The sequence below is a fragment of the Georgenia sp. EYE_87 genome, assembly GCF_023148685.1.
Classification (GTDB): domain Bacteria; phylum Actinomycetota; class Actinomycetes; order Actinomycetales; family Actinomycetaceae; genus Georgenia.
Map to the genome: position 1 here is coordinate 122,331 of NZ_JAHXNL010000001.1, position 25,083 is coordinate 147,413.

Annotated in this window: 26 protein-coding genes; 11 read left to right on the forward strand and 15 right to left on the reverse strand. The window is 72.2% G+C overall.

Annotated features, from left to right (window positions below):
• Positions 1–4: 4 nt before the first annotated feature.
• The 3 genes from KZX45_RS00515 to KZX45_RS00525 form a co-directional block, all read right to left on the reverse strand.
• Positions 5–760 (reverse strand): CPBP family intramembrane glutamic endopeptidase, encoded by a 756-nt coding sequence (locus KZX45_RS00515; protein WP_248255763.1) that lies wholly within the window; start codon positions 758–760, stop codon positions 5–7.
• On the reverse strand, positions 757–1,467 hold the full coding sequence (locus KZX45_RS00520) for a hypothetical protein (RefSeq protein WP_248255764.1): 711 nt from the start codon (positions 1,465–1,467) through the stop codon (positions 757–759). Before KZX45_RS00520 ends, KZX45_RS00515 begins: the two co-directional genes overlap by 4 nt.
• Before the next feature lie 136 nt (positions 1,468–1,603).
• Complete coding sequence (locus tag KZX45_RS00525; RefSeq protein WP_248255765.1) at positions 1,604–2,422, reverse strand: class I SAM-dependent methyltransferase; 819 nt, start codon at positions 2,420–2,422, stop codon at positions 1,604–1,606.
• Positions 2,423–2,735: 313 nt separating this feature from the next.
• On the opposite strand from KZX45_RS00525, the gene rpsA reads away from it, so the two are divergent.
• Positions 2,736–4,211 carry a 30S ribosomal protein S1 gene (gene rpsA / locus KZX45_RS00530; protein ID WP_248255766.1) on the forward strand — a complete coding sequence of 492 codons (1,476 nt, stop codon included), beginning with the start codon at positions 2,736–2,738 and terminating at the stop codon, positions 4,209–4,211.
• Between the two features lie 163 nt (positions 4,212–4,374).
• Here rpsA and KZX45_RS00535 read toward each other — a convergent pair whose 3' ends face one another.
• Positions 4,375–4,806: an OsmC family protein gene (locus KZX45_RS00535; RefSeq protein WP_248255767.1), complete on the reverse strand. Its 432-nt coding sequence runs from the start codon at positions 4,804–4,806 to the stop codon at positions 4,375–4,377.
• A gap of 215 nt (positions 4,807–5,021) precedes the next feature.
• On the opposite strand from KZX45_RS00535, the gene coaE reads away from it, so the two are divergent.
• Positions 5,022–5,684 (forward strand): dephospho-CoA kinase, encoded by a 663-nt coding sequence (gene coaE / locus KZX45_RS00540; protein WP_248255768.1) that lies wholly within the window; start codon positions 5,022–5,024, stop codon positions 5,682–5,684.
• 14 nt (positions 5,685–5,698) lie between these two features.
• On the opposite strand, the gene KZX45_RS19790 is transcribed toward coaE, so the two are convergent.
• Together KZX45_RS19790 and KZX45_RS00545 are read right to left on the reverse strand one after the other, a co-directional pair.
• Positions 5,699–6,193, reverse strand: a complete 495-nt coding sequence (locus tag KZX45_RS19790) for a hypothetical protein (protein ID WP_308221679.1) — start codon at positions 6,191–6,193, stop codon at positions 5,699–5,701.
• Positions 6,190–7,701, reverse strand: a complete 1,512-nt coding sequence (locus KZX45_RS00545) for an ATP-dependent metallopeptidase FtsH/Yme1/Tma family protein (RefSeq protein ID WP_308221680.1) — start codon at positions 7,699–7,701, stop codon at positions 6,190–6,192. Before KZX45_RS00545 ends, KZX45_RS19790 begins: the two co-directional genes overlap by 4 nt.
• Positions 7,702–7,798: 97 nt before the next feature.
• Here KZX45_RS00545 and KZX45_RS00550 point away from each other — a divergent pair, with 97 nt between their 5' ends.
• The 6 genes from KZX45_RS00550 to KZX45_RS00580 all read left to right on the forward strand — a co-directional run bounded on the left by KZX45_RS00550 (position 7,799) and on the right by KZX45_RS00580 (position 15,032).
• Positions 7,799–8,494, forward strand: a complete 696-nt coding sequence (locus tag KZX45_RS00550) for a MarR family transcriptional regulator (RefSeq protein WP_248255769.1) — start codon at positions 7,799–7,801, stop codon at positions 8,492–8,494.
• Between the two features lie 42 nt (positions 8,495–8,536).
• Positions 8,537–10,633, forward strand: a complete 2,097-nt coding sequence (uvrB, locus tag KZX45_RS00555; protein ID WP_248255770.1) for an excinuclease ABC subunit UvrB — start codon at positions 8,537–8,539, stop codon at positions 10,631–10,633.
• 331 nt (positions 10,634–10,964) lie between these two features.
• Positions 10,965–12,050, forward strand: a complete 1,086-nt coding sequence (locus tag KZX45_RS00560) for a TerC family protein (RefSeq protein ID WP_308221681.1) — start codon at positions 10,965–10,967, stop codon at positions 12,048–12,050.
• 97 nt (positions 12,051–12,147) lie between these two features.
• The gene (locus KZX45_RS00565) at positions 12,148–13,005 is read left to right on the forward strand and encodes an IclR family transcriptional regulator C-terminal domain-containing protein (protein WP_248255771.1); all 858 of its coding nucleotides are present in this window, start codon (positions 12,148–12,150) and stop codon (positions 13,003–13,005) included.
• Positions 13,006–13,065: 60 nt separating this feature from the next.
• Positions 13,066–14,235 (forward strand): 3-oxoadipate enol-lactonase, encoded by a 1,170-nt coding sequence (gene pcaD, locus KZX45_RS00570; protein WP_308221682.1) that lies wholly within the window; start codon positions 13,066–13,068, stop codon positions 14,233–14,235.
• Positions 14,232–15,032 (forward strand): IclR family transcriptional regulator C-terminal domain-containing protein, encoded by an 801-nt coding sequence (locus KZX45_RS00580; protein WP_248255772.1) that lies wholly within the window; start codon positions 14,232–14,234, stop codon positions 15,030–15,032. Before pcaD (KZX45_RS00570) ends, KZX45_RS00580 begins: the two co-directional genes overlap by 4 nt.
• A 31-nt stretch (positions 15,033–15,063) precedes the next feature.
• Here KZX45_RS00580 and KZX45_RS00585 read toward each other — a convergent pair whose 3' ends face one another.
• Genes KZX45_RS00585 through KZX45_RS00595 form a run of 3 tightly spaced genes read right to left on the reverse strand, consistent with a single transcriptional unit; the run spans position 15,064 to position 17,596 of the window.
• Positions 15,064–16,233: a thiolase family protein gene (locus tag KZX45_RS00585; protein WP_248255773.1), complete on the reverse strand. Its 1,170-nt coding sequence runs from the start codon at positions 16,231–16,233 to the stop codon at positions 15,064–15,066.
• 8 nt (positions 16,234–16,241) lie between these two features.
• On the reverse strand, positions 16,242–16,910 hold the full coding sequence (locus tag KZX45_RS00590) for a 3-oxoacid CoA-transferase subunit B (protein WP_248255774.1): 669 nt from the start codon (positions 16,908–16,910) through the stop codon (positions 16,242–16,244).
• Positions 16,907–17,596 carry a 3-oxoacid CoA-transferase subunit A gene (locus KZX45_RS00595; protein ID WP_248255775.1) on the reverse strand — a complete coding sequence of 230 codons (690 nt, stop codon included), beginning with the start codon at positions 17,594–17,596 and terminating at the stop codon, positions 16,907–16,909. Before KZX45_RS00595 ends, KZX45_RS00590 begins: the two co-directional genes overlap by 4 nt.
• Before the next feature lie 246 nt (positions 17,597–17,842).
• Here KZX45_RS00595 and KZX45_RS00600 point away from each other — a divergent pair, with 246 nt between their 5' ends.
• The 3 genes from KZX45_RS00600 (at position 17,843) to catA (ending at position 20,788) form a co-directional block, all read left to right on the forward strand.
• A complete protein-coding gene (locus KZX45_RS00600; RefSeq protein WP_248255776.1) occupies positions 17,843–18,745 on the forward strand; it encodes a LysR family transcriptional regulator in 903 nt (300 codons plus the stop codon).
• Positions 18,742–19,845, forward strand: coding sequence for a mandelate racemase/muconate lactonizing enzyme family protein (locus tag KZX45_RS00605; RefSeq protein ID WP_248255777.1), 1,104 nt, complete (start codon positions 18,742–18,744; stop codon positions 19,843–19,845). The genes KZX45_RS00600 and KZX45_RS00605 overlap by 4 nt, the downstream gene beginning before the upstream one ends.
• Before the next feature lie 85 nt (positions 19,846–19,930).
• Entirely contained in the window at positions 19,931–20,788 is an 858-nt protein-coding gene (catA, locus tag KZX45_RS00610) for a catechol 1,2-dioxygenase (RefSeq protein ID WP_248255778.1), read from the forward strand.
• Positions 20,789–20,905: 117 nt separating this feature from the next.
• Here catA and KZX45_RS00615 read toward each other — a convergent pair whose 3' ends face one another.
• The 6 genes from KZX45_RS00615 to KZX45_RS00640 form a co-directional block, all read right to left on the reverse strand.
• Positions 20,906–21,868 (reverse strand): bile acid:sodium symporter family protein, encoded by a 963-nt coding sequence (locus KZX45_RS00615; RefSeq protein WP_248255779.1) that lies wholly within the window; start codon positions 21,866–21,868, stop codon positions 20,906–20,908.
• Positions 21,868–22,155 (reverse strand): YciI family protein, encoded by a 288-nt coding sequence (locus tag KZX45_RS00620; protein ID WP_248255780.1) that lies wholly within the window; start codon positions 22,153–22,155, stop codon positions 21,868–21,870. Before KZX45_RS00620 ends, KZX45_RS00615 begins: the two co-directional genes overlap by 1 nt.
• Before the next feature lie 67 nt (positions 22,156–22,222).
• The gene (gene pcaD, locus KZX45_RS00625) at positions 22,223–22,999 is read right to left on the reverse strand and encodes a 3-oxoadipate enol-lactonase (protein ID WP_248255781.1); all 777 of its coding nucleotides are present in this window, start codon (positions 22,997–22,999) and stop codon (positions 22,223–22,225) included.
• A gap of 7 nt (positions 23,000–23,006) precedes the next feature.
• Complete coding sequence (locus tag KZX45_RS00630; RefSeq protein ID WP_248255782.1) at positions 23,007–23,303, reverse strand: YciI family protein; 297 nt, start codon at positions 23,301–23,303, stop codon at positions 23,007–23,009.
• A 4-nt stretch (positions 23,304–23,307) separates the two neighbouring features.
• Positions 23,308–23,586, reverse strand: a complete 279-nt coding sequence (catC, locus tag KZX45_RS00635; RefSeq protein ID WP_248255783.1) for a muconolactone Delta-isomerase — start codon at positions 23,584–23,586, stop codon at positions 23,308–23,310.
• A gap of 39 nt (positions 23,587–23,625) precedes the next feature.
• On the reverse strand, positions 23,626–25,023 hold the full coding sequence (locus KZX45_RS00640) for a short-chain fatty acid transporter (RefSeq protein ID WP_248255784.1): 1,398 nt from the start codon (positions 25,021–25,023) through the stop codon (positions 23,626–23,628).
• Positions 25,024–25,083 lie beyond the last annotated feature (60 nt).

The window sequence follows — 25,083 nt, forward strand, 5'->3', positions numbered from 1 at the left end:
CGTCTCAGCCGAGGAGCAGCTGCGGCCCCGTGGCGAGCAGGAAGCTCGTGCCGTTGAGCCCGATGTGCACGGCGATCCCGACGCGGACGTCGCGCGTCCGCCAGACGGCGTACACCATCGGCGCGAGGATGACGACGAGCGAGAAGAAGTCCCACGGCTTCCACAGGTGGTACAGAGCGAACAGGGCGACGTTGACCAGTGGCGCCCAGGCGCCCAGGCGGGCGAGCCGGGGGAGCAGGTAGCCGCGGAAGTACAGCTCCTCCACCAGCGGGGCCACGAGCACGAGGACGAGGAAGAACCCCACCGCGGTGAGGAAGCGGGCCGGGGCACCGCTGGTCTCGCCGACGTCGGGTGGCACGGGCGCCAGCGCCCACCCGGGCATCCAGGCGAAGGCCGACTCCTTGATCCCGTCCCTGACGCTCGCCATCACGATCGAGGCGGCCAGGCCCCAGACCACGAGGCCGAGGCACAGCAACGTCCGGCGCCAGGTGAACGGGCCGGGACGGAGGGGGAGCACCGCGGAGATGTCCCGGCGGCCGGTGGCGCGGTGCGCCTGGCGCAGCAGGAAGCCCAGCTCCAGCGCCGTGACCCCGACGATCCCGGCGACGATCCCCGCGGCGATCGGCGGGTAGCCCGCACGGACCATCAGCGGCCCGAGCAGGTAGAAGAGCGCCGCGGTGACGATTCCTGGGGCCAGGTGCAGGGCCAGGAGCACGGGCAACGAGTGCTCGTCGGTGCGGGCGGTCGCGGGGCGCGTCATCGGTGGGCGGCGGAGGAGGGGCTGCTCCCGACGGCGGCTCTCCGGCGGTCGGTGGCGGACCAGGCGATCCACCCGCCCGCGACGGCGACGAGCGCGGCGCCGACGAGCACCGTGGGCGGGGTGCTGCCCGTGCTGACCGCGGCCACCACGATGCCCAGCGGGTACATCAGGACCGCTGCGGCGAGCCAGAGGACACCGGCCCACCGGGGCAGCGTCCGGGAGCGCCAGACCGCCGCCCCGAGGAGCACGTTCCCCACGAACGACAGGACGACCGACGTCAGACCGACGAGGGCGAAGGCGTCGCTGGCGTAGCTGTCGGGCAGCTCGTCGTACCCCTCCACGCCGGCCAGGTGGGCCTGGCCCTCCTGCGGCGAGGCGAACGCCGACACCCCGCCGGCGAACAGGAACAGCGACGTGCCGAGGACGGTGGTCGTCATGGCGGTCAGTGCGAGGCTGCCGGCCCGGCCGCCGGCGAGGTAGGCCCCGAGCGCGAAGGTGCCGAAGATCGCCAGGATCAGGCCGAGGCCGCTGCCGAGGACGTGGGTGAGGACGTACTCGGGCGTCGTGACGAAGCGAGCCCACGCGTCGTACTGACTGTCCGGGTCGGGCTGCGGCTCGCGCGCGGACCACAGCGTGAGCAGGCCGTAGAGGGGCAGTCCGAGCAGCCCCGCCCGGATCCACAGCTGACTTCGTCGCCGACCGTCCATGGTCGCCTCCGCCGGGAGAACGCCGTCGGGCCCGTACGAGCCGCCGGGCTCCGGATGTGGTGCCGTTCCGGGAGAGTGTGCGCCCCGCGGGACCCGACGGGCAACGGGCACTCCGGACGATCGACCGGCGGGCCCTCTAGGGCCGGCGGGTGACGAAGATGGCCGTCCCGGGCAGGAGCGCCCCGCGCTCGGGCCCCCACCCGCCCCAGACATTGTCGTTGCCGGTCGGCCACTCGGGCTCCACGAGGTCCTCGAGCACCAGTCCGGCCCCGACGACGTCGCGGACGTGATCGCCCAGCGTGCGGTGGTACTCGGCGTAGAGGGGACGGCCGGCGTCGTCGGTCTCGACGTACGGCGAGCGGTCGAAGTACGACCGGGTTACGCGCAGGCCGCGGGCGGTCGGGTCGTCGGGGAACGCCCATCGGACGGGGTGCGACACGGAGAAGACCCAGCGACCACCGGGGCGGAGCACCCGCACCACCTCGCGGTGCACGCGGTTCGGGTCGGGCACGAACGGCAGGGCGCCGAAGGCGGTGAAGACCGCGTCGAAGCTCGCGTCCGCGAACGGCAGTGCCCGCGCGTCCGCGAGCACCGTGGGCACGGTGATCCCGGTCGCCGCGTCGAGCTCGCGGCCCCGGGCGAGCATGCCGGCCGCGACGTCCGTCGCGACCGCGTCGACGCCCTGGCCGACCAGCCAGCGCGAGCACTGGGCCGCGCCGCACCCGACCTCGAGCACGCGGGCACCCCGCAGGTCCCCGACCGGGCCGAGCAGGTGCGCGTCGGTCTCGCGCAGCCCCTCCGGGCACCAGCAGAAGTCCGCCGGCCCGAGGAACTCCCCGTGCTCGGCCAGGTAGCCGGCGGACTCCTCGCTCCACCAGGCGGCGTTGGCCCGCGCGGCGGCCTCGCCGTCGACGGGTCCGTAGCCGGCGCGGGCCGGGACGTGCTGCGGGGACATGTCACCAGTGTGCACACCCGGCCGGGGGCCGCCTGCCGGCGAGTTGGCGACGTCCGTCGGCAGGTGCCCGGGAGCGGGGAGGCCGACGCCCCGCCGGGCCTGCCCCGGACCCGGGAGACCTGCGGCCCGCCGGGCCCAGCCCGGACCCGGGGGGTGAGGCACGTCACGAGGGGGGCGGCGTGGTTGCCCGGCCGCACCCGGCGTCGGTAGGATCAACCTTTGGTGCAGTTGTGCCTATGCGGCTGCTCCTGCGTCACCTTTCAGAACAATCCTGTCCGCACTACTTCCTGTCCGCATCGGAGTCCACAGCTCAATGACCACCACTACGCCCACGCAGCCGACGTCCCCCCAGGTTGCCGTCAACGACATCGGTTCTGAGGAAGACTTCCTCGCCGCGATTGACGCGACCATCAAGTACTTCAACGACGGGGACATCGTCGAGGGCACCATCGTCAAGGTCGACCGGGACGAGGTACTCCTCGACATCGGTTACAAGACCGAGGGCGTCATCCTCTCCCGCGAGCTGTCCATCAAGCACGACGTGGACCCGGACGAGGTCGTCTCCGTCGGGGACAAGATCGAGGCGCTCGTCCTCCAGAAGGAGGACAAGGAGGGCCGGCTGCTCCTGTCGAAGAAGCGCGCCCAGTACGAGCGCGCCTGGAGCACGATCGAGAAGATCAAGGAGGAGGACGGCGTCGTCACCGGCACCGTCATCGAGGTCGTCAAGGGCGGCCTGATCCTCGACATCGGCCTGCGCGGCTTCCTCCCGGCCTCCCTCGTCGAGATGCGCCGCGTCCGCGACCTCCAGCCCTACGTGGGCAAGGAGCTCGAGGCGAAGATCATCGAGCTGGACAAGAACCGCAACAACGTGGTGCTCTCCCGTCGCGCCTGGCTCGAGCAGACGCAGTCCGAGGTGCGCTCGCACTTCCTGCAGACCCTGCAGAAGGGCCAGGTCCGCCCCGGTGTGGTCTCCTCCATCGTCAACTTCGGCGCCTTCGTCGACCTCGGTGGTGTGGACGGTCTCGTGCACGTCTCCGAGCTGTCCTGGAAGCACATCGACCACCCGAACGAGATCGTCGAGGTCGGCCAGGAGGTCACCGTCGAGGTTCTCGACGTCGACATGGACCGCGAGCGGGTCTCCCTGTCGCTCAAGGCGACGCAGGAGGACCCGTGGCAGGCCTTCGCCCGCACGCACGCCATCGGCCAGGTCGTGCCCGGCAAGGTCACCAAGCTCGTCCCGTTCGGCGCGTTCGTGCGCGTCGAGGACGGCATCGAGGGCCTCGTCCACATCTCCGAGCTGGCGCAGCGCCACGTCGAGGTGCCGGAGCAGGTCGCCAAGGTCGGTGACGACGTCTTCGTCAAGGTCATCGACATCGACCTCGACCGCCGTCGCATCTCGCTGTCCCTGAAGCAGGCCAACGAGGGCGTCGACCCGACCAGCGACGACTTCGACCCGTCGATGTACGGCATGGCCGCCGAGTACGACGAGCAGGGCAACTACAAGTACCCCGAGGGCTTCGACCCGGAGACGAACGAGTGGCTCGAGGGTTACGAGGCCCAGCGCGAGGCGTGGGAGAACGAGTACGCCCAGGCGCAGGCTCGCTGGGAGGCCCATAAGAAGCAGGTCGCGGCCGCTCAGGAGGCTGACACCGAGGCCGTCGAGACCGGGACGCCGGGTGCCGGCGCCGCCGGCCCGACCTCCTACAGCTCGGCCCCGGCCGAGGCGGCGGGCACCCTGGCGTCCGACGAGGCCCTGGCCGCCCTGCGCGAGAAGCTCACCGGTCACTGACCGCCTCCCGCCGCAGGCGGGGGAGAGCAGACGACGAGGCCCGTCGCCCCTCGGGGGCGACGGGCCTCGTCGTGTCAGTGGGCCTCAGGCAGTCAGCGGGGCCTCGGACCAGCGAGCCTGCGGCCGGCGAGCCTCAGGTCGCCGAGCCTCAGGTCGCCGAGCCTCAGACCAGCGAGGCCGTCATGGTGATCTCGGTCCCGGCCAGCGCCTTGCTGACCGGGCAGCCCTCCTTGGAGGCCTGGGCGATGCGCTGGAAGTCCTCCTCCGAGATGCCTTCGACCTGGGCCCTGACGGTGAGGTGGACGCCCGAGATGTGAGCGCCCCCGTCGGTGGAGAAGGTGACCTCGGCGGTGGTGTCGAGCTGGGTCGGCGGCGTCCCGTTCTGGTCGAGGTCGTTGGAGAACGCCATGGAGAAGCAGCTCGCGTGCGCGGCAGCGATGAGCTCCTCGGGGTTGGTCCGCGAACGGTCCTCCTCCGTGCGGGCCTTCCACGTCACGTCGAAGGTGCCGAGCCCCGAGCTGTCCATCGTCGTCGTTCCCGAGCCCTGGAACAGGTTGCCCTTCCAGCTGGTGCTGGCTTTGCTGCTGAGTGCCATGCGACTTCCTCCTCTGCTCGCCCGGGAACCGGGCGTCGTGGGTTTCCCGCCATCCTGCCAGCGGTCACCAGCCCGCGCGAGGCCCGCGCCACCGCGCCTGCCGCCGCTAGGGTTCCGGGTATGAGCCAGCCCGACGGGTCGCCGGCCCACTTCCTCGGCGGCGGGGACGTGCCCGCGCTGCCCGTCCCGCTGCTCGGTCGGACGGGGTCCGGCTGATGCTCACCGTCGGCCTCACCGGGGGGATCGGCTCGGGAAAGTCGACCGCGTCGGCCGAGCTGGCCCGGCTCGGCGCCGTCGTCATCGACGCGGACCGGATCGCGCGCGCCGTCGTCGAGCCGGGCACGCCGGGCCTCGCCGCGGTGGTGGACGAGTTCGGCGACGGTGTCCTGGCGCCCGACGGCTCCCTGGACCGTGCCGCGCTCGCCGCGCGCGTGTTCGGCGACCCGGCGGCGCTGGCGCGGCTCGGTGCCATCACCCACCCGCTCGTCGCCGAGGAGAGCCGCCGCCTGCAGGCTGCCGCGCCCGGCGACGCCGTCGTGGTCCACGACGTCCCGCTCATCGTGGAGAACGGCCTGGCCGACCGGTACGACCTCGTGGTGGTCGTCGGCGCGGACGAGGACACCCGGGTCCGACGGCTGACGGCGCACCGCGGCATGTCGGAGGAGGACGCCCGCGCCAGGATCCGGTCCCAGGCCGACGACGCCGCCCGTCGCGCCGTCGCGGACGTCTGGCTCGACAATTCTGGGACCCCCGAGGAGCTCCGCGACGCCGTCGGTCGGCTGTGGCGGGAGCGGCTGGTGCCCGAGCGCGACCGGCGCGCGCGCACCGCCGGGTCGGGCCCCCGTCGTCGCAGCCGCGGAGGTCGACCGAGCCGGTAGGGCGGCATGCGTCCTCAGGAGTCCCGGTGCCCGGGAGAGCCCGCGGGAGCACCCACGAGGTGCGGGTCGGCCGGCCGGCGCTCGATGCCGGCGGCGGCGTAGGCGTCGGCCTCGTCGAGGGTCTCGTGCTCCATCAGGGCGGCGACGATGGCCTCGTGCCGGTCGCGGTTCTCGCGGAGGAGACGACGCGCCTCCGCGTAGCAGTCGTCGACCAGGGCGCGGACCTCGGCGTCGACGGCCTCGAGGAGAGCCTCCGAGGCGCCGTTCTGGCGGGCGTCGCCGTCGCTCGGGTAGACCTGGACCGGTCCGATCTTCTCCGACATGCCCCACCGGCCCACCATCTGGCGGGCGATGGCGGTGACGGTCTGCAGGTCGGACTCGGCGCCGGTGGTGATGACGCCGAAGACCTCCTGCTCGGCGGCCATGCCGCCGAGGGCGCCGATGATGCGGCCGCGCAGGTAGTCGACGTCGTAGCCGTACCGGTCGGTCTCGGGGGTGGACAGGGTCACGCCCAGGGCGCGGCCGCGGGGGATTTCGAGATCTTCCGGACGGGGTCGGCGCCGGGGCGGAGCATGCCGAGGAGGGCGTGACCGGCCTCGTGGTAGGCGGTGCGCAGGCGTTCCTCCTCGGGCATGACGACGGCGCGCTCGGAGCCCAGCTGGACCTTCTCGAGGGCGTCCGCGAAGTCCTTGGCGAAGATCTGGTCCTGGCCCCGCTTGGCGGCGAGCAGCGCGGCCTCGTTGGCCAGGTTCGCGAGGTCCGCACCGGTCATGCCGGGGGTGGACCGCGCCGCGGCGGCGAGGTCGACGTCGGCCGCGAGCGGCTTGCCCCGGGTGTGCACCGCGAGGATCTGCTCCCGGCCGGCCTGGTCGGGCGGGGAGACGGTGATCTTGCGGTCGAAGCGGCCCGGCCGGGTCAGGGCGTCGTCCAGGACGTCCGCGCGGTTGGTCGCCGCGAGGACGACGACGCCCTCCGTGCCGTCGAAGCCGTCCATCTCCGTGAGGATCTGGTTGAGGGTCTGCTCGCGCTCGTCGTTGCCGCCCACCGAGCGGGCGCCGGAGCGGGAGCGGCCGATGGTGTCGATCTCGTCGATGAAGACGATGGCCGGAGCCACCTTGCGGGCCTCGGCGAACAGGTCGCGCACCCGCTGGGCGCCGACGCCGACGATCATCTCGATGAACTCGGACGCGGAGGCGGAGAAGAAGGGCACCTCGGCCTCGCCCGCGGTCGCCCGGGCGAGGAGGGTCTTTCCGGTGCCCGGGCCGCCCTCGAGGAGAACGCCCTTCGGGACCTTGGCGCCGAGCCGGGTGTACTTCTCGGGGTGCTTCAGGAAGTCCACGATCTCGGCTACCTCGGCCTCGACCTCGTCGATGCCCGCCACGTCGTCAAAGTTGACCCGAACCTTCTCCGGGTCCACCGGCTTGGCCCTCTTCTGGCTCATCATGCCGCCGAGCATCCCGCCGCCCGCCCTGCGGGCCCGGCGGAAGAGCCAGACGTAGAACCCCACGAGAAGTGCGAGCGGGAGCAGCGAGATCAGGAGGTTCGGCAGGATCCCGCGCTCCTGCGTGATCGGGGTGGCCCGGACGACGGCGTCGCTCGTCTCGAGCTCGGCGAGCAGGTCGTCCTGGGCGAAGGTGGGCCGTTCGGTGACGAACTGGGTGTACGTGCCGCCGTCCCCGGCCGGGGCCGGGGAGGCACCCTCGGGCAGCTCCGCCGGCTCGGCCAGCGTGCCCTCGATGCTCTGGCCGCGGGAGAAGACCTCCTCGACGTTGCCCTCCTCCACCTGCTGCCGGAACTCGGTGTACGAGATCGTGGCGACCTGGGAGCTGGCGAGGTCCTGGACCGTGGTCAGGCCGAAGAGCACCAGCCAGCCCATGAGGAGCCAGGTGACGATCCGGCCCCACCTCGGCGGCTCCGGGGCGCCGCCCTGCGGCGGCACACCCTCCGTGCGCCAGGGCTGGCCTGTCGGCGCCTGCGTCGGCTGCTCGGCGCGTCGGGCGTCGCGGGAGTCGGGCACGCGTGTCCTCCGGGTCTATTCGTTGGTGGGTGCCAACTAACTGTAGGCGCGGAAGCCCGTGAGTGTCCACAGATTGGTTGGTGTAACCTCACCAATTGTGGTGAAAGACACGGGGAACAGCGACGGGACCTCCGAGAGGGACGACCGCGCCGACGAGGCGGGGGTCGGCCCGCGGGCCGATGGCGGCGCGAGGAGTGACACCGGCACTTCGGCGGCCGACGTCGGCACTTCGGCGGCCGACGCCCGCATTTCGGCGGCCGACGTGGGCGCCCGCCTGCAGCGCGCCTTCTGGCTGCTGCTGCGCTGGGGCAGCCGTGCGAGCGTTCGCGACCAGTTCCTCAGCTCCGAGCTCGGACGGTCGCTCACGCCGACCGACGTCTGGATCGTGGAGGTCCTGGGCGAGCGGGGACCGATGCGGCTGACGGCCCTGGCTGCGTGGCAGGGCGTCGACAAGTCGACCGTGACGCCGCAGGTGCGGCGGCTCGAGCGCGCGGGCCTGGTCGTGCGGACGGCAGACCCGCAGGACGGCCGGGCGGTGCTGCTCTCTCTGTCCGATGAGGGGCTGGCCGTGCGGGACCGGTTCCGCCGGGCCGGCGCAGCCGTCCTGGAGGACCGGCTGTCCTCGTGGGGCGAGGAGGACCGACGGGTGCTGGCCGACCTGCTCGGCCGGTTCGTCGCGGGCCTCGACGTCGGCCAGCCCGTGAGCGGGTCGCCACCGTCGGGGAGGTCCGCGACGTCGGCCGGGTCGGCGCCGTCGGCGCAACCCTCGGCCCCGGAGTCGCCGCAGCCCTGACCCCCCCGGCGTGATGTCGGTGCCCCGACGTACGGTTGACCCATGCGTCCCGTGACCGACCTGCAGCGCACCGTCGCCCCGTTCGAGGTGGTCTCCGACTACACGCCGTCGGGCGACCAGCCGACGGCGATCGCCGAGCTCACCGAGCGCCTCAGGGCCGGCGAGAAGGACATCGTCCTCCTCGGCGCCACCGGCACCGGAAAGTCGGCCACGACCGCGTGGCTCATCGAGCAGGTCCAGCGACCCACCCTGGTGATGGCGCCGAACAAGACGCTCGCCGCCCAGCTGGCCACCGAGTTCCGGGAGCTGCTGCCCAACAACGCCGTCGAGTACTTCGTCTCGTACTACGACTACTACCAGCCCGAGGCGTACGTGCCGCAGACGGACACGTACATCGAGAAGGACTCCTCGATCAACGACGAGGTCGAGCGGCTCCGGCACAGCGCCACCAACTCGCTGCTGACACGGCGCGACGTCATCGTGGTCGCGTCGGTGTCCTGCATCTACGGCCTCGGCACCCCGCAGGAGTACGTCGACCGCATGGTCCAGCTCAAGGTGGGCGACACGGTCGAGCGCGACGACCTGCTGCGCCAGTTCGTGATGATGCAGTACGTGCGCAACGACATGGCGTTCACCCGCGGCACCTTCCGGGTGCGCGGAGACACCATCGAGATCATCCCCGTCTACGAGGAGCTCGCCATCCGCATCGAGCTGTTCGGCGACGAGATCGACGGCCTGAGCACCCTGCACCCGCTCACCGGCGAGGTCGTGCGCTCGGAGGAGGCGGTCCACCTCTTCCCCGCCACCCACTACGTCGCCGGACCTGAGCGGATGGAACGGGCGATCGCCGGCATCGAGGCCGAGCTCGCCGAGCGTCTGGAGGAGCTCGAGCGGCAGAACAAGCTGCTCGAGGCCCAGCGGCTGCGCATGCGCACCACCTACGACATCGAGATGATGCGCCAGATCGGCACCTGCTCGGGCATCGAGAACTACTCCCGGCACATCGACGGGCGCGCCGCCGGGACGGCGCCGAACACCCTCCTCGACTACTTCCCCGAGGACTTCCTGCTCGTCATCGACGAGTCGCACGTGACCGTGCCGCAGATCGGTGCCATGTACGAGGGCGACATGTCCCGCAAGCGCACGCTGGTGGACTTCGGCTTCCGCCTGCCGTCGGCGATGGACAACCGGCCGCTGCGCTGGGAGGAGTTCCTCGAGCGCATCGGCCAGACCGTGTACCTCTCCGCCACCCCCGGGCCCTACGAGCTCAGCCAGTCCGACGGCGTCGTCGAGCAGATCATCCGCCCCACCGGACTGGTCGACCCCGAGGTGGTGGTCAAGCCGACCAAGGGCCAGATCGACGACCTCCTCGGCGAGATCCGCGAGCGGGTCGACAAGGACGAGCGGGTGCTCGTGACCACCTTGACCAAGAAGATGGCCGAGGACCTCACCGAGTACCTCCTCGAGCGCGGCGTCCAGGTGCGCTACCTGCACTCCGACGTCGACACCCTCCGCCGCGTCGAGCTGCTGCGGGAGCTCCGGCTCGGGCAGTTCGACGTCCTGGTCGGCATCAACCTCCTCCGCGAGGGCCTCGACCTGCCGGAGGTCTCCCTCGTCGCCATCCTGGACGCCGACAAGGAGGGCTTCCTGCGCTCGTCGACGTCCCTCATCCAGACCATCGGCCGTGCCGCCCGCAACGTCTCCGGCCAGGTGCACATGTACGCCGACCGGATCACCGACTCCATGGCGCACGCCATCGAGGAGACGACCCGCCGCCGCGAGAAGCAGGTGGCGTACAACGAGGCCAACGGGATCGAGCCGACGGCGCTGCGCAAGCGGATCGCCGACGTCACCGACATGCTGGCGCGCGAGGACCTCGACACGGCCGAGCTCCTCGAGGGCGGCTACCGCGGCGCCGGCAAGGGGCCCGGCGGGAAGGACCGCCGCAAGGCGGGGGAGTCGGTCCGCGAGAAGCTGGCCGGGGCCGCGGCGAGCGACCTCGCCGAGCTCATCCAGGAGCTGTCCGCGCAGATGCACGCGGCGGCGGAGGAGCTCCAGTTCGAGCTCGCCGCCCGCCTGCGGGACGAGATCGCGGACCTGAAGAAGGAGCTGCGGCAGATGACGGCCGCCAACGCCTGACCGCCCGCCGTGCCCGTGCGGCGGGCCCGTACCGCGGCGCTCGTTCCGCGGCACCGGCCCACGGGATCGGGCCCGACATGTCCGGGTCTGTGACGTCGGTCGTCGCCGGCCGCGACGGTCGCGCTCGGGTTTGGCGTGACGTATCGTTGCCGCTGCGGAGGGGAGTATTCCCCGAACAGTGATGCCGTCATCACGGTGGGCGACGTCGTCCGCTCGGTGTCACTGGCCCGGACCACGACGGTCGTCCCAGCCTCGGCAGCATCGGGGCCGGGGACAGCCCGGACCAGGCGGAAGAGACCTCCGGTACCCGTCCCTACGTACCGGAGGCACTGTGGAAGTCCACGCCCTTGGTTGGATCGCGCTCGCTGCGATCATCGTCGTCATGATCGTGGTCGACATCGTCGGCCACGTCCGGAACCCGCACGCGCCCTCCATGAAGGAGGCGGCCTGGTGGTCGGTGGCCTACGTGGCCATGGCCATCATCTTCGGCTTCATCGTCTGGGGCGTCTACGGCACCCAGTACGGCACGGAGTACTTCGCCGGGTACGTCACGGAGAAATCGCTCTCCGTCGACAACCTGTTCGTCTTCGTCATCATCATCGCGGCCTTCAAGATCCCCCGGAAGTACCAGCAGGAGGTCCTGCTGGCCGGCATCATCATCGCGATCGTCCTGCGCGGCGTCTTCATCGCCCTCGGCGTGGCCGTGATCGAGAACTTCTCCTGGGTGTTCTACCTCTTCGGCGCGTTCCTCATCTACACGGCCATCGCGCAGGCGCGTCAGGGTGTCGAGGACCCCGACGAGCACGAGGAGTACCACGAGAACGGGTTCGTCCGCCTCGTCCGGCGCTTCGTGCCGGTGACCCCGGGCTTCGTCGGCGGCAAGCTGGTCCACCGCCACCACGGCAGGACGATGATCACGCCGATGCTGCTCGCCATCATCGCGATCGGCAGCGCGGACATCCTCTTCGCCGTCGACTCCATCCCCGCCATCTTCGGCCTCACCAAGGAGCCGTACCTCGTCTTCGCGGCGAACGCCTTCTCGCTCCTCGGTCTGCGCCAGCTCTACTTCCTGATCGACGGCCTGCTCGACAAGCTCGTCTACCTCCACTACGGCCTCGCGGCGATCCTCGGCTTCATCGGGGTCAAGCTGGTCATCCACGCCCTGCACGAGAACGAGCTCTCGTTCATCAACGGCGGTGAGCACTGGACCGCGATCCCCGAGCCGTCGATCGTGGTGTCCCTGCTCTGGATCGTGGGCGTGCTCGTCATCACCGTCGTGGCCAGCCTGCGCAAGAACAAGAAGGACGCGCGCATCGCTGCCGCCGAGGCGGCGCTGCTCCACGCCGGCGAGCGGGAGGACGAGCGCCGTCCGACCATCCCGCCGGGCGAGCCCGCGAAGCGCAGCTCCGACGACTGACGCCGGCGTCAACGGCCGCGCAGGCCGCGGCCCCGCCGGCACCGCCCGGCCCCGGACGGGGGCCGGGCGGTCGCGCGTCCGGCGGTAGCATGCCCCGATGCGTGCGAGCGACGACGACGGAGGCGCCGCCGTCGGCACCCCCGCCGGCGGCGACGCGGGCGCGGAGACGGACGGGGCGGGTCGCTCGCCGGAGATCATCCGCTCCCTGGCGCGGGGCCTGTCGGTCGTCCGGGCGTTCGACGCGGCGCACCCGCGCCTGACGCTGAGCGAGGTCGCCGTACGCGCCCGCATGCCGCGGGCCGGTGCGCGGCGCGCGCTCCACACCCTGGTCGAGCTGGGTTACGCCACCCGGTCCGGCCGCGAGTTCACGCTGCGGCCCAAGCTGCTCGAGCTCGGGTTCGAGCAGCTCTCCGGCCTCTCGCTCGCCGATGTCGTCACCCCGCACCTGCAGGCGCTCTCCGCGCGGCTCGACGAGTCCGTCTCGGCCTCGGTGCTCGACGCCGGCCAGATCGTCTACGTCGCGCGCGTCGCCACCCGCCGGGTGATGCGCGTCCAGATCCGGGTGGGCGCGCGCTTCCCGGCGGAGTCGACCGCCATGGGCCGCGTGCTCCTCGCGGCCCGTTCGCCCGAGTGGATCGAGGGCTTCGTGGAGTCGGTGCGGGTGGAGCGGCGGTCCCCGTACACCACCACGGACACCGCGCGGCTGCGGGCGATCCTCTCCCGGACCCGGGCGCAGGGCTGGGCGCTGGTCGACCAGGAGCTCGAGGAGGGGCTGCGGTCGGTGGCGGTGCCCGTGCACGACGGCGAGGGCAACGTGATCGCCGCGGTCAACGTCGCCACCACGGTCATCCACGACGAGCCGGCCGCGTTCCTCGAGCGGGTCCTGCCCTCCCTGCGGCGGACGGCCGCCGCGATCGACGCCGACCTCGTCCCCCTCGGGCACGTCGACTCGTGAGAGTCCCGGGTCGGTAGCCTGGCAGGGCCGGGAGGCCGGCACCCCAGCTGAAGGAGAACGATGCACGACGACGCGCGACCGACCCTCGCCCACGCCGTCGACGGCCCCGAGGACGCCCCGGTGGTCGTCCTGGGGTCCTCGCTCGGCACGGACCGCCACATGTGGGACGCCCAGGTGCCGGTGCTGGCCCGGCGGTACCGCGTGGTCCGGTACGAGCTGCGCGGGCACGGCCGCTCCGCGTCGCCGCGCGCCGAGGGCCCGGTCACCATCGCCGACCTCGGCTCCGACGTCCTGCGCCTCATGGACCAGCTCGGCATCGCCTCCGCCCACCACGTCGGGCTCTCGATCGGCGGGATGGTCGCGCTGTGGCTCGCCGAGCGGCACCCCGAGCGCGTCGAGCGCCTCGCCGTCGTGTGCTCCGCGCCGTACCTGCCGCCCGCCGAGGGCTGGCTGACCCGGGCCGCGACCGTACGCCGCGAGGGCATGGGCGCGGTGGTGGACGCCGTCATGTCGCGCTGGTTCACCGAGACGTACGACGACGAGGAGCGCCGCGCCGCCCTGCGCGCCTCGTTCCTCGCCGTCGACCCGGAGGGCTACGCGCAGTGCTGCGAGGCGATCGCGGGCATGGACCTGCGGCCCGAGCTGCCCAACGTCTCCGCCCCCGTGCTGCTCGTGGCGGGCGACCGCGACGCGGCCACGCCGCCGGAGCTGTCCGCCGCGACCGCGGAGACCCTGCGGGCCGCCGGGGCGGAGGTCCGGTTCGAGGTGGTCCCCGACGCCGCGCACATCAGCGCCGTCCAGCAGGCGCCAGCCGTCACCCGGCTGATCCTCGAGCACCTCGACGCCCAGGACCCCGTGCGAGCGGCCGGCACGCGCGTGCGCCGGGACGTGCTGGGCGACGCCCACGTGGACCGGGCGCAGGAGCGCACCACGCCCTTCACCGCCGACTTCCAGGACCTCATCACCCGCTACGCCTGGGGCGACGTCTGGACCCGGCCCGGGATCGACCGGCGCATGCGCAGCGCGATCACCCTGGCGGTGCTCGCCACGCTCGGGCACGACGGCGAGTTCGCCATGCACGTGCGGGCCGCGCTGCGCAACGGCCTGACCGTCGACGAGATCCGCGAGGTGCTGCTGCACATCTCGGTCTACGCGGGGGTGCCGGTCTCCAACCACGCCTTCGCCCTGGCGCAGCAGGTGCTCGACGACGTCGAGCGGGAGCGCCCGTGAGCGACGAGGGTGAGCCGGAGGGCCTGCAGTCCCTCGCCCGGGGGCTCGGCGTCCTGCGGGTCCTCGCGGCCGCGGACGGCCCGCTCACCCTCGCCGAGGTGGCGCACGCCGCGGCGCTGAACCGGGCGGTGGCGCGCCGGGTGCTGCTCACCCTCGTCGACGTCGGCTACGTGCTCGCGCGCGGGCGCGAGTTCAGCCTGCGGCCGCGCGTGCTGGAGCTGGGGGAGGCGTACCGCGCGAGCCTGCGCCTGCCCGCCCTCGCGCTGCCCGCCATGCGACGGCTCTCCGCCGCCACCGGCCAGTCCATCTCGCTCGGCGTCCTCGACGGAGCCGAGGTCGTCTACGTCCAGCGGGTCGTAGGGGCCCGGATCGTGGACGTGGTCCTCGACGTCGGCACCCGGGTGCCCGCGCACGCCACCGCGATCGGCCGGGTGCTGCTCGCGGACCTCGGGCCCGACGAGCGCGCGGCCGTCCTCGGGGCGGGCCCGCTCGGGGCCCTCACGCCGACCACCGTGACCGACCCCGCCCGGCTGGGCGAGGTGCTCGACCGGGTGCGTGCGCAGGGCTACGCCCACATCGACGAGGAGTTCGAGCCCGGGCTGACCACGCTCGCCGCGCCCGTGGTGGACGACGGCGTGGTCGTGGCCGCGGTGAACCTCCCGCTGAGCACGGCGTCCCTCCCGCCCGGGGGCGTGGGACCGGACCTCGTCGGGGCGGTCGTCGCCGCGGGGCGGGAGATCAGCGCCGCCGTCGCCGAGGCGGCCGGCCGGGCTGGTGCACCGCCCGGCCGCGGCTGATCCGCCGGAGGGGCTGTCCCGGAGGGCTGCCTCAGGCCTCCAGCACGACGGCGAGCCCCTGGCCCACCCCGATGCAGATCGCGGCCACGCCGATGCCGCCGCCGCGCGCCCTGAGCGCGTGGGCGAGGTGGCCGACGATGCGGCCGCCGGACGCGCCGAGCGGGTGCCCGATCGCGATCGCGCCGCCGTCGACGTTGACCTTCTCGGGATCGAGGTCGGGCCAGAGCTTGAGGCAGGCGAGCGACTGGGAGGCGAACGCCTCGTTGAGCTCGACGAGGTCGACGTCCTCCCACGTCTTCCCGGCCCGCCTCAGCGCGATGTTGGCCGCCTCGACCGGCCCGACGCCGAAGATCTGCGGCTCGAGGGCGGAGACGCCGCGCGAGACCACCCGGGCGAGCGGCTCGCCGTCGAAGTCCTCGCCCGCCAGGAGGACGGCGGAGGCGCCGTCGGTCAGCGGGGAGGCGTTGCCGGCCGTGACGGAGCCCTTGTCGGGCGACCGGAAGGCCGGCTTGAGCCGGGCCAGGGACTCCAGCGAGCTGTCCCGGCGGATGTTCTCGTCGCGGTCGAGCTCGACGCCGGGGACGGTCACGAGCTCGGCGTCGTAGCGGCCCTCGTCCCAGGCCTGCGTCGCCAGCTGGTGGCTGCGCAGCGCGAACGCGTCCTGCTCCTCGCGGGAGATCTGGTGCTGGTCGGCGAGGATCTCGGCGCCCTCGCCGAGGGCGACGGTCCACTCCTTCGGCATCCTCGGGTTGACCAGGCGCCAGCCGATGGTGGTCGACGCGAGGGTCTGGTCGCCGGCGGGGAACGCGCGCTCGGGCTTGAGCAGCACCAGCGGCGCTCGGGACATCGACTCGGTGCCGCCCGCCAGGATGACGTCCGCGTCGCCGGTCTCGATGGCCCGCGAGCCCTGGATGACCGCCTCGACGCCGGAGCCGCACAGGCGGTTGACGGTGACGCCGGGCACCGTGACGGGCAGCCCGGCCAGGAGCGTGGACATGCGGGCGACGTCGCGGTTCTCCTCGCCGGCGCCGTTGGCGTTGCCGAAGATGACGTCGTCGATGCGGGCGGGGTCCAGCGTGGGGTTGCGCTCGACCACGGCCTTGATGACCGTCGCGCCGAGGTCGTCGGGGCGGACGCCGGCGAGGGCCTTGCCGTAGCGGCCGAAGGGGGTGCGGACGGCGTCGTAGATGAAGGCGGACATGGTTCTCCTCAGCGGGCGGGGACGGTGCCGGGCACGGTGGCGTCGACCAGCGGCAGACCGGTGGTCTCACGAAGCGACCCGACGGTGGCGTCGCCGTAGGTCTCGGTGACGGCCACGCCGTCGTCGGTGATGTCGAAGACCGCGAGGTCGGTGTAGACGCGTGAGACGCAGCCGACGCCCGTCAGGGGGTAGGTGCACGCCTCGACCAGCTTCGAGTGCCCGTCGCGAGTGAGCAGCTCCATCATCACGAAGGTCTGCTTGGCGCCGATCGCCAGGTCCATCGCGCCGCCGACAGCGGGGATGGCGCCCGGCTTGCCCGTGTGCCAGTTGGCCAGGTCGCCGGATGCGGAGACCTGGAACGCGCCGAGCACGCACAGGTCGAGGTGCCCGCCGCGCATCATGGCGAAGGAGTCGGCGTGGTGGAAGTACGAGGCGCCCGGCAGCTCGGTGACGGGGATCTTGCCGGCGTTGATGAGGTCGAGGTCGACCTCGTCACCGCTGGCCTCGGGCCCCATCCCCAGCATGCCGTTCTCGGTGTGCAGGGTGACGTGGCGCTCCGGCTCGAGGTAGTCCGAGACCTTGGTGGGCATGCCGATGCCGAGGTTGACGTAGGCGCCCTCCGGGATGTCCTGCGCCACGCGCGCGGCGATCTGGTCGCGCGTCAGGGGCTCGCTCACTGTCCCTCCTCGGGGTCGGGCCTGACCGGGTCCACGCGGACCACGCGGTCGACGTAGATGCCCGGGGTGACGACCACCTCGGGGTCGATCGCGCCGGTCTCGACGATCTCGTTGACCTGGACGATGGTGGTGCGGGCGGCGGCCGCCATGACGGGACCGAAGTTGCGGGCGGTCTTGCGGTAGACGAGGTTGCCGACGCCGTCCGCGCGCAGGGCCTTGACGAGCGCGAAGTCGGCGCGGATCGGGTACTCGAGGACGTAGTCGCGCCCGTCGATGCGCCGCGTCTCCTTGCCCTCTGCGAGGAGGGTGCCGTAGCCGGTCGGCGTGAAGAACGCGCCGATGCCGGCGCCCGCGGCCCGGATCCGCTCGGCGAGGTTCCCCTGGGGGACCACCTCGAGCTCGATCTCGCCGGCGCGGTACTTCTCGTCGAAGTGCCACGAGTCCTTCTGCCGCGGGAAGGAGCAGATGATCTTCCGCACGCGCCCCAGCGCGACGAGCTGCGCGAGTCCGACGTCGCCGTTGCCGGCGTTGTTGTTGATGACTGTCAGGTCGCTCGCGCCCTGGTCGATGAGAGCGTCGATCAGCTCGACCGGCTGGCCCGCGGGACCGAACCCGCCGATCATGACGGTCGCCCCGTCGCTGATGCCCTCCACCGCCTCGTGGAGATTCTCGGTGATCCGCAGCATCGCCGCCGCTCACACTCCTTGTTGTTCGGTATACGCACAGGTGCGCGCACTTAGAACTATCATCCGCGTCATGGTCGCGCGGGTCAAGGTCGGACACCGCCACAGGCCGAAGTTGCGGCACGCGGGTCCCTCCGCCAACTTATAGGTCTGACGTCTCAATCGGAGCAGTGATTGCTCCTTGTACGGATCAATGTCCGGTCATACGCTGACCGGGCACGGCGACGAGGCTGAGGAGGCGACGGACGGATGGAGCTGCGGCACCTGCGGTACTTCGTGGCCGTGGCCGACCACCGGCACTTCGGCCAGGCGGCCGAGCACCTCCACATCTCCCAGCCGCCGCTGTCCCACCAGATCCGCCAGCTCGAGCGCGAGCTCGGCACCGTGCTGCTGACCCGCACCACGCGGCGCGTGGAGCTGACCGAGGCGGGCCGGGCGTTCTACGACGACGCGGTCAGGATCCTCGCCGACGTCGACGCGGCCGCCGCCCGCGTCCGGACCCTCGCCGAGGGGTGGACCGGCCGGCTGCGGGTGGGCTTCACCGGCTCGGCCTCCTACCGCCAGCTGCCGCAGGTGGCGCGCCTGCAGCGGGTCCACCTGCCCGACATCGAGCTCCAGCTGTTCTCCGAGATGCTCACCCCCGCCCAGGAGCAGGCGCTCGTGGAGCAGCGTCTCGACATCGGCGTGCTCCGCCCGCCGGTGGGGACGCCCGGCCTCGCCACGCGGACGATCGCCGTCGAGCAGCTCACCCTGGCCGTGCCCGCGGGCCACCGCCTCGCCACCGCCCCGGCGCCCCGCCTCGCCGACCTGACCGGCGAGGTCCTCCTGACCTACCCCGGCCGGGCCCGCTCCGTGGTGCGTGCCGCCGTCGAGCAGGAGCTGCGCCGTGCCAGCGCGGTCGTGGCCCGCACGCAGGAGGTGGAGCAGACGTCGTCGATGATGGCGCTCGTCGGCGCCGGCCTCGGCGTGGCCCTCGTCCCCGACTCGGCCCGCGCGCTCCGCCTGGACGGCGTCGTCCACCGCGAGATCGCCGGCGCCCCCAGCGTCGAGCTCGCGCTGGCCTGGCGGGAGGACGACACGTCGGCCGCCACCCGCCGCTTCGTCCGCATGCTCGTCGACCACCTCCCGACCGCACCGAGCGAGGCCGCATGAAGATCACCCGTGTCGAGGCCGTCCCGTTCTCGATCCCGTACGTCAAGCCGCTCCACTTCGCCAGCGGCGAGGTCTCCGCGGCGGAGCACGTGCTCGTGCGTGTCCACACGGACGACGGCGTCGTCGGCGCGGCCGAGGCGCCGCCCCGCCCGTTCACCTACGGGGAGACGCAGGCGTCCATCGTGGCCGTCGTGACGTCGATCTTCGCCCCGGCGATCCTCGGGCTGTCCCTCCTCGAGCGCGAGCGGATCCACGCCCGGATGAGCCGCACCGTGGGCAACCCGACCGCCAAGGCGGCCGTGGACATGGCGGTGTGGGACGCGCTCGGCCAGAGCCTCGGCCACAACGTCAGCGACCTGCTGGGCGGCTGGACCGACCACATGCGGGTGTCCCACATGCTCGGCTTCGACACCCCGGAGCGCATGGTCGAGGAGGCCACGCGCATGCGGGAGGAGCACGGCATCACCACGTTCAAGGTGAAGGTGGGCCGCCGGCCCTTCTCCCTCGACGTCGACGTGTGCCGGGCGCTGCGCGCCGAGATGGGTGACGACGTCGAGCTCTACGTGGACGGCAACCGCGGCTGGACCGCCGAGGAGTCGGCGCGCGCGATGCGGGCCATGGCGGACCTCGACCTGCTCTTCGCCGAGGAGCTCAGCCCTGCCGACGACGTGCTCGGGCGTCGCTGGTTCGTGCGCCGGAGCGAGGTGCCCGTGGTGGCCGACGAGTCGGCGACCCGGCCGGGCGAGGTCACCCGGGAGCTGCTCGGGGGCTCCGCCGACGCGATCAGCATCAAGACGGCGCGCAGCGGCTTCACGGAGGCCCGCCGCGTGCTCTTCGAGTGCGAGGGCCTCGGGGTGCCCGTCATCATGGGCAACCAGATCGACGGCCAGCTCGGGTCCGCCTGCTCCGTCGTCTTCGGCAGCGCCTTCGAGGCGACGTCGCGGCGCGCGGGCGAGCTGTCCAACTTCCTCGACATGAGCGACGACCTGCTCACCGAGCCCCTCGTCATCGCCGACGGACGCCTGCGGACCCCGGACGGCCCCGGCCTCGGCGTGCGGGTGGACGAGGACAAGCTCACCCGCTACCGCCAGGACGGCTGACGCCGACACCGACGCCGCACCACCCCGCCGGACCCACCCCCGTACGACCACGGACGACGAAGTACCGACAACGAAGGAGCCCCTGATGGACCAGCAGCAGACCACCGCCCCCGCCGCCGCAGCCTCTGGCAGCAAGGCCACCGACAAGTTCCTCCACAAGGAGGTCAGCGCTGAGACCTCGCCCGAGCGGCTCTCGGCCATCATCAACGACGTGCTCGCCGGCCTCTTCGAGGTCATCCGCAAGCACGAGATCACCTACGCCGAGTACGACGCGCTCAAGGCGTGGCTCATCAAGGTGGGGGAGGACGGCGAGTGGCCGCTGTGGCTCGACGTGTTCGTCGAGCACGAGGTCGAGGCCGTGGTGAACAAGAACCGCCAGGGCACCGCCGGGTCGATCGAGGGCCCGTACTACGTTCCGGGCGCCCCGGAGCTGCCCGCCGAGTGCACGATGCCGATGCGCGAGGACGAGGACGGCACCCGGCTGCTCTTCCAGGGGCAGGTGCGCGCCGTGGACGGCACCCCGCTGGGCGGGGCGAGGATCGAGCTCTGGCACGCCGACGAGGACGGCTACTACTCGCAGTTCGCGGAGGGCCTCGACATCCCGGAGTGGAACCTGCGCGGGACGATCATCACCGACGACGAGGGCCGGTTCCGCATCTCCACCGTCCAGCCCGCGCCGTACGCGATCCCGACCGACGGCGCCACGGGGCAGATGACCCTCGCCGCCGGCTGGAGCCCGTTCCGGCCCGCGCACCTGCACCTGAAGGTCTCGCACCCGGGCTACCAGCTCATCACCAGCCAGCTCTACTTCGAGGGCGGGGAGTACACGGACAACGACATCGCCCAGGCCACCAAGCCCGAGCTCATGCTCCGGCCGACGCCCCGCACCGACGGGGGCGAGGGCAACGAGGTCACCTACGACTTCGTGCTCGACCCCGCCTGAGCGACCCTCGACGCACGCACGGCGCCGCGCCCCACGGGGGCGGCGCCGTCGTCGTACCCGTCGGGTCGTCGGGCCGGGCCGTCGTCGCGCCGCCCGGATCGTCGTCGCGGCCGGGTCCTACGCCGCGCGCCGGGCGAGGTGGCGGGCGAGGACCGCGCAGACGACGAGCTGCAGCTGGTGGAAGACGATCACCGGCACGGCCACCGTCGCGGCGGTCGCCGCAGGGAAGAGCACCGCCGCCATCGGCAGCCCGGTGGCCAGCGACTTCTTCGAGCCGCACATGAGCAGGGCGACGCGGTCGGGCAGGTCCATGCCGAGGGCGCGGCCGCCCCACCACGTGGCCGCGAGCATGATCGCCAGCAGGACGGCGCACAGGCCGAGCAGCGCCACCACCATCGTCCAGGAGACCGCGTCCCACACGCCCGAGGCGGTCGCGGCGGTGATCGCCCCGAGGACGACGATCAGGATGGTGCCGCGGTCCACGCCCAGCGTCAGCCAGCGGCGTGCGCGCACCCAGCCTCCGGCGAACGGCTGGAGGAGCTGGCCGACGACGAACGGCAGCAGCAGCTGTAGCAGCACGTCGCGCACGCCGCCCAGCCCGACGACGCCGGAGCGGTCCATCAGGACGAGCACCAGCAGCGGCGTGAGCACCATGCCGAGGACGTTCGAGACCGTCGCCGCGCAGATGGCCCCGGCGACGTTCCCCCGGGCGATCGAGGTGAACGAGACCGAGGACTGCACCGTCGACGGCAGCAGCGTGACGTAGAGCAGCCCGGTGGCGAGCGCCGACCCGACGAGCGAGCCGGTGAGGGCGTGCAGGGCCAGCCCGAGGAGCGGGAAGAGCACGTAGGTGGACGCGAGGATCGCCCCCTGCAGGCGCACGTTGCGCAGGCCGGCGAGGACCTCGCGCGTGGACAGCCGCATGCCGTAGACGAGGAAGAGCACCGTGACCGCGACGTCGCCCGCCACCGAGATCGCGTGCCGCAGCGGCGCGGGCACGGGAACCACCAGGCCGACCACCATCGTGATGATCAGCGCGACGACGAACGGGTCGACCCAGGTGCGAAGCACCCGGCCCATCAGCCGAGCGAACCGACGACCGGGCTCCAGGCGCGGGCGGTGCGCCGCACGATGAGGTGGGCGCGGTGGAACGGGTCGGAGTCGAGCAGGTGGATCGCGGCGTCGTGGTTGTCCGCCCGCACCAGCAGGAGCGCACCGGGGGCGGCGGCGTCCTGCCACGGCCCGGACGCGAGGAGGGAGCCCGCCTCGTGCAGCCCACCGAGGAACGCACGGTGCTGCGGTCGGAGCGTCTCCAGGTCCTTCGTCCGGTTCTGGTCGTAGACGTACTCGACGGCGAAGAGGGTCATGCCCGTCAGAGTAGCGATAGTCGGGGGGCCCGCGGGCCGGTGCGTCGCACCGGCCCGCGGGGGTGGTTCAGCTGAGGAACCCGAGCACCGCGGCGGTGACCTCCGCCGTCGCCTCCAGGTTGGAGATGTGGGCGGCGTCGACCTCGACGTACCGCGCGCCCGGCACGCCCTCGGCGATCGCCCGCGTGGCGGCGGGCGGGGTGGGCAGGTCGCCGCTGGCGCCGATGACGAGTGTCGGCGCCGCGATCGCGCCGATCCGCCCGCGCAGGTCCGTCTCCGCCAGCACGTGGCAGGTGGCTGCGTAGCCGGCGTCGTCGGTGGCGAGCAGCATCGCCTTGAGCCGGTCCGCGAGCTCGGGGTGCTCCTCGGCGTAGCCCGGGGTCAGCCACTTCTCCACGACGGTGTCCGCGATGGCGCCCAGCCCGGCGGACTCCACGAGGGCCGCCCGGTCGAGCCACGCCTGCGGCTCGCCGATCTTGGCGGCGGTGTTGGCGACGACGAGGCGGTCGACGCGCTCGGGGTGCTCGACGGCGAGGTACTGGCCGGTCAGGCCGCCGACGGAGATGCCCACGACGTGCGCCCGGCCGACCTCCAGGTGGTCGAGGAGGGCGACGACGTCGCCGGCCAGGTCGCTCATCGTGTACGGGCCGGCGGGGGCGGAGGACCGTCCGTGGCCGCGACTGTCGTAGCGCACGACGTGGAAGCGCTCGGCCAGTGCGCCGACCTGCGGCTCCCACAGGTCGAGGTTGGTGCCGAGGGAGTTGGACAGCACGATCGTCGGGTTGGCGGCGTCGCCGTCGACCTCGTACCGGATCGTGACGCCGGGGGTGGTTGCGGTGGGCATGGGACTCCTACAGGTAGTTCTGGCCGGCCAGGTAGGCCTTGCGCCACCTGGTCACGACCACGCGGTCGAAGAGGTCGGCCCGGGTGAACGGGTCCTGCGCGATCAGCTGCTCGGCCTCCTCGCGGCTGTCGACGTCGAGAAGGTAGATCCCGCCCGAGGCGGTCCCGCCGTCGTCGGAGAGCTTCGCCCCGCAGGCGAGGAGCAGCTCGGCGTTCTCGGCGAGGAACTGCAGGTGCTCGTCGCGCACCTGCAGGCGGAGGTCGTGGTGGTCCGGCTTGTCGTAGGTCTCGACGAGGTACGGCACGGCGCTACCGGATGGACGAGCCGTGCTTGGCCAGGGGGGTGACCTTGATGGTCATCCACCTGTACAGCGGCAGGCCGGAGAGGATCTCGTGGAGCCGGTCGTGGTTCTCGACGTCGAAGATCGAGTAGTTCGCGTACTCGCCGACGACGCGCCAGATCTCCGCCCACTCGCCCGAGCGCTGGAGCTCCTGGGAGTAGGCCTTCTCGCGGGCGATCGTCTCCTGCGCGACGTCGGCGGGGACGGTGTCCGGGATGTCGACGACCATGTGGACGAGGTACAGCATGTTGCCTCCTTGGGCGGTGGGGGATCGGTGGGGCGGCGGTCAGCCGAGGAAGCCCCAGAGCAGCGTCGCGCCGCAGTACAGGACGCCGACGTAGAACATCATGATGACCGTGTAGCCCATGATGTCCTTGAGCTTCAGCCCGGACAGCGCCAGGGCCGGCAGGATCCAGAACGGCTGCACGAGGTCGTTCCAGGCGTTGCCGAGCTGGACGGACATGGCGGTCTGGGCGTAGGACGCGTCGAGGGCGGTCGCCGCCTCCATCATGAACGGCCCCTGGATGATCCAGTGCCCGCCGGCGGACGGCGCGAAGAAGTTGATGACGAAGCTGGAGACGATGCCCCAGAACGGCAGGGTCTCGGCGTCGGAGACGTTGACGAAGAGCTCGGAGATGGTCACCACGAGGCCCGAGGCCGCCATGATCCCGAGGATCCCCGCGTAGAACGGGAACTGCAGGACGATCCCGGAGGCCGTCTTGATGCCCTCGCCGAACTTCGCGACGTACCTCGCCGGCGTCCCCATGAGGATGATGCCGAGGAACAGCACGATGAAGTTGATGATGTTGATGTTCAGCGCGCGGCCGTCCGCGAAGTAGAGGACGACGAAGACAATGCCCAGGACGCCGATCGCGAGCGCGAGGATCCTCGAGTTGTTCAGCTTCGCGGCGACCGTGTTCTCCAGGTCCACGTCCGTCCGCACGGCGGCGGCGACGCCGGAGGCGACCCGCTCGCGGTCGATCTCCTTGACGGGCTGGCCGGGCCGGGGGTGCAGCCACGCGTTCAGCAGGGGCAGCGTGGTGACCGTGACGAGGGCGAGGATGAGCATCGGCGCGGAGAAGATGGTCTCCGACAGCGGGACGACGCCCATCTGGTCCACCAGCGGGTGCTCCTCGGCGGCGATGGTCACCGGGATGGTCGCCGAGAGGCCCAGGCCGTACAGGGTGAACCCGGAGTAGGCAGACGCGATGATCAGCGGGTGGTGCACGCCGGGCACGCCCAGCGCGAGCTTCTTGGCGACAACACCGCCGATCATGAGGCCGAAGCCCCAGTTGATGTAGGAGCCGACGGCGCCGACGAGGGTGGCGACGATGATCGCCTGCCGCGGGGTCCTCACCCTCGCCACGATGCGGTCGAGCATCCGGTCGGTGACGGGCGCCGAGGCCAGCACGTACCCGGCGACGAGGATGACGGCCATCTGCGTGGTGAAGGCCAGGAGGTCCCAGAACCCCGTGCCCCACGCGTCGGCCATGTCGAGGAAGCTCTGCCCCTCGATCGTCACGGCCATGAGAAGCGTGAGGAGGGTCAGCCCGATCGCGAAGACGAACGGGTCGGGCAGGTACTTGCGCATGAGCTCCGTGAAGAAGCCCGTGACGGACGACATGACGGTGCGGCGTTGCCGGTCCTGCGTGACGGGGGCACCTTCGGTGGCGACCTTCGACATCGTGGTAGGTCCTCTCGGGGGCGCGCCGAGCTCTGCGGGCGCGATGACGGGTCCGCGACG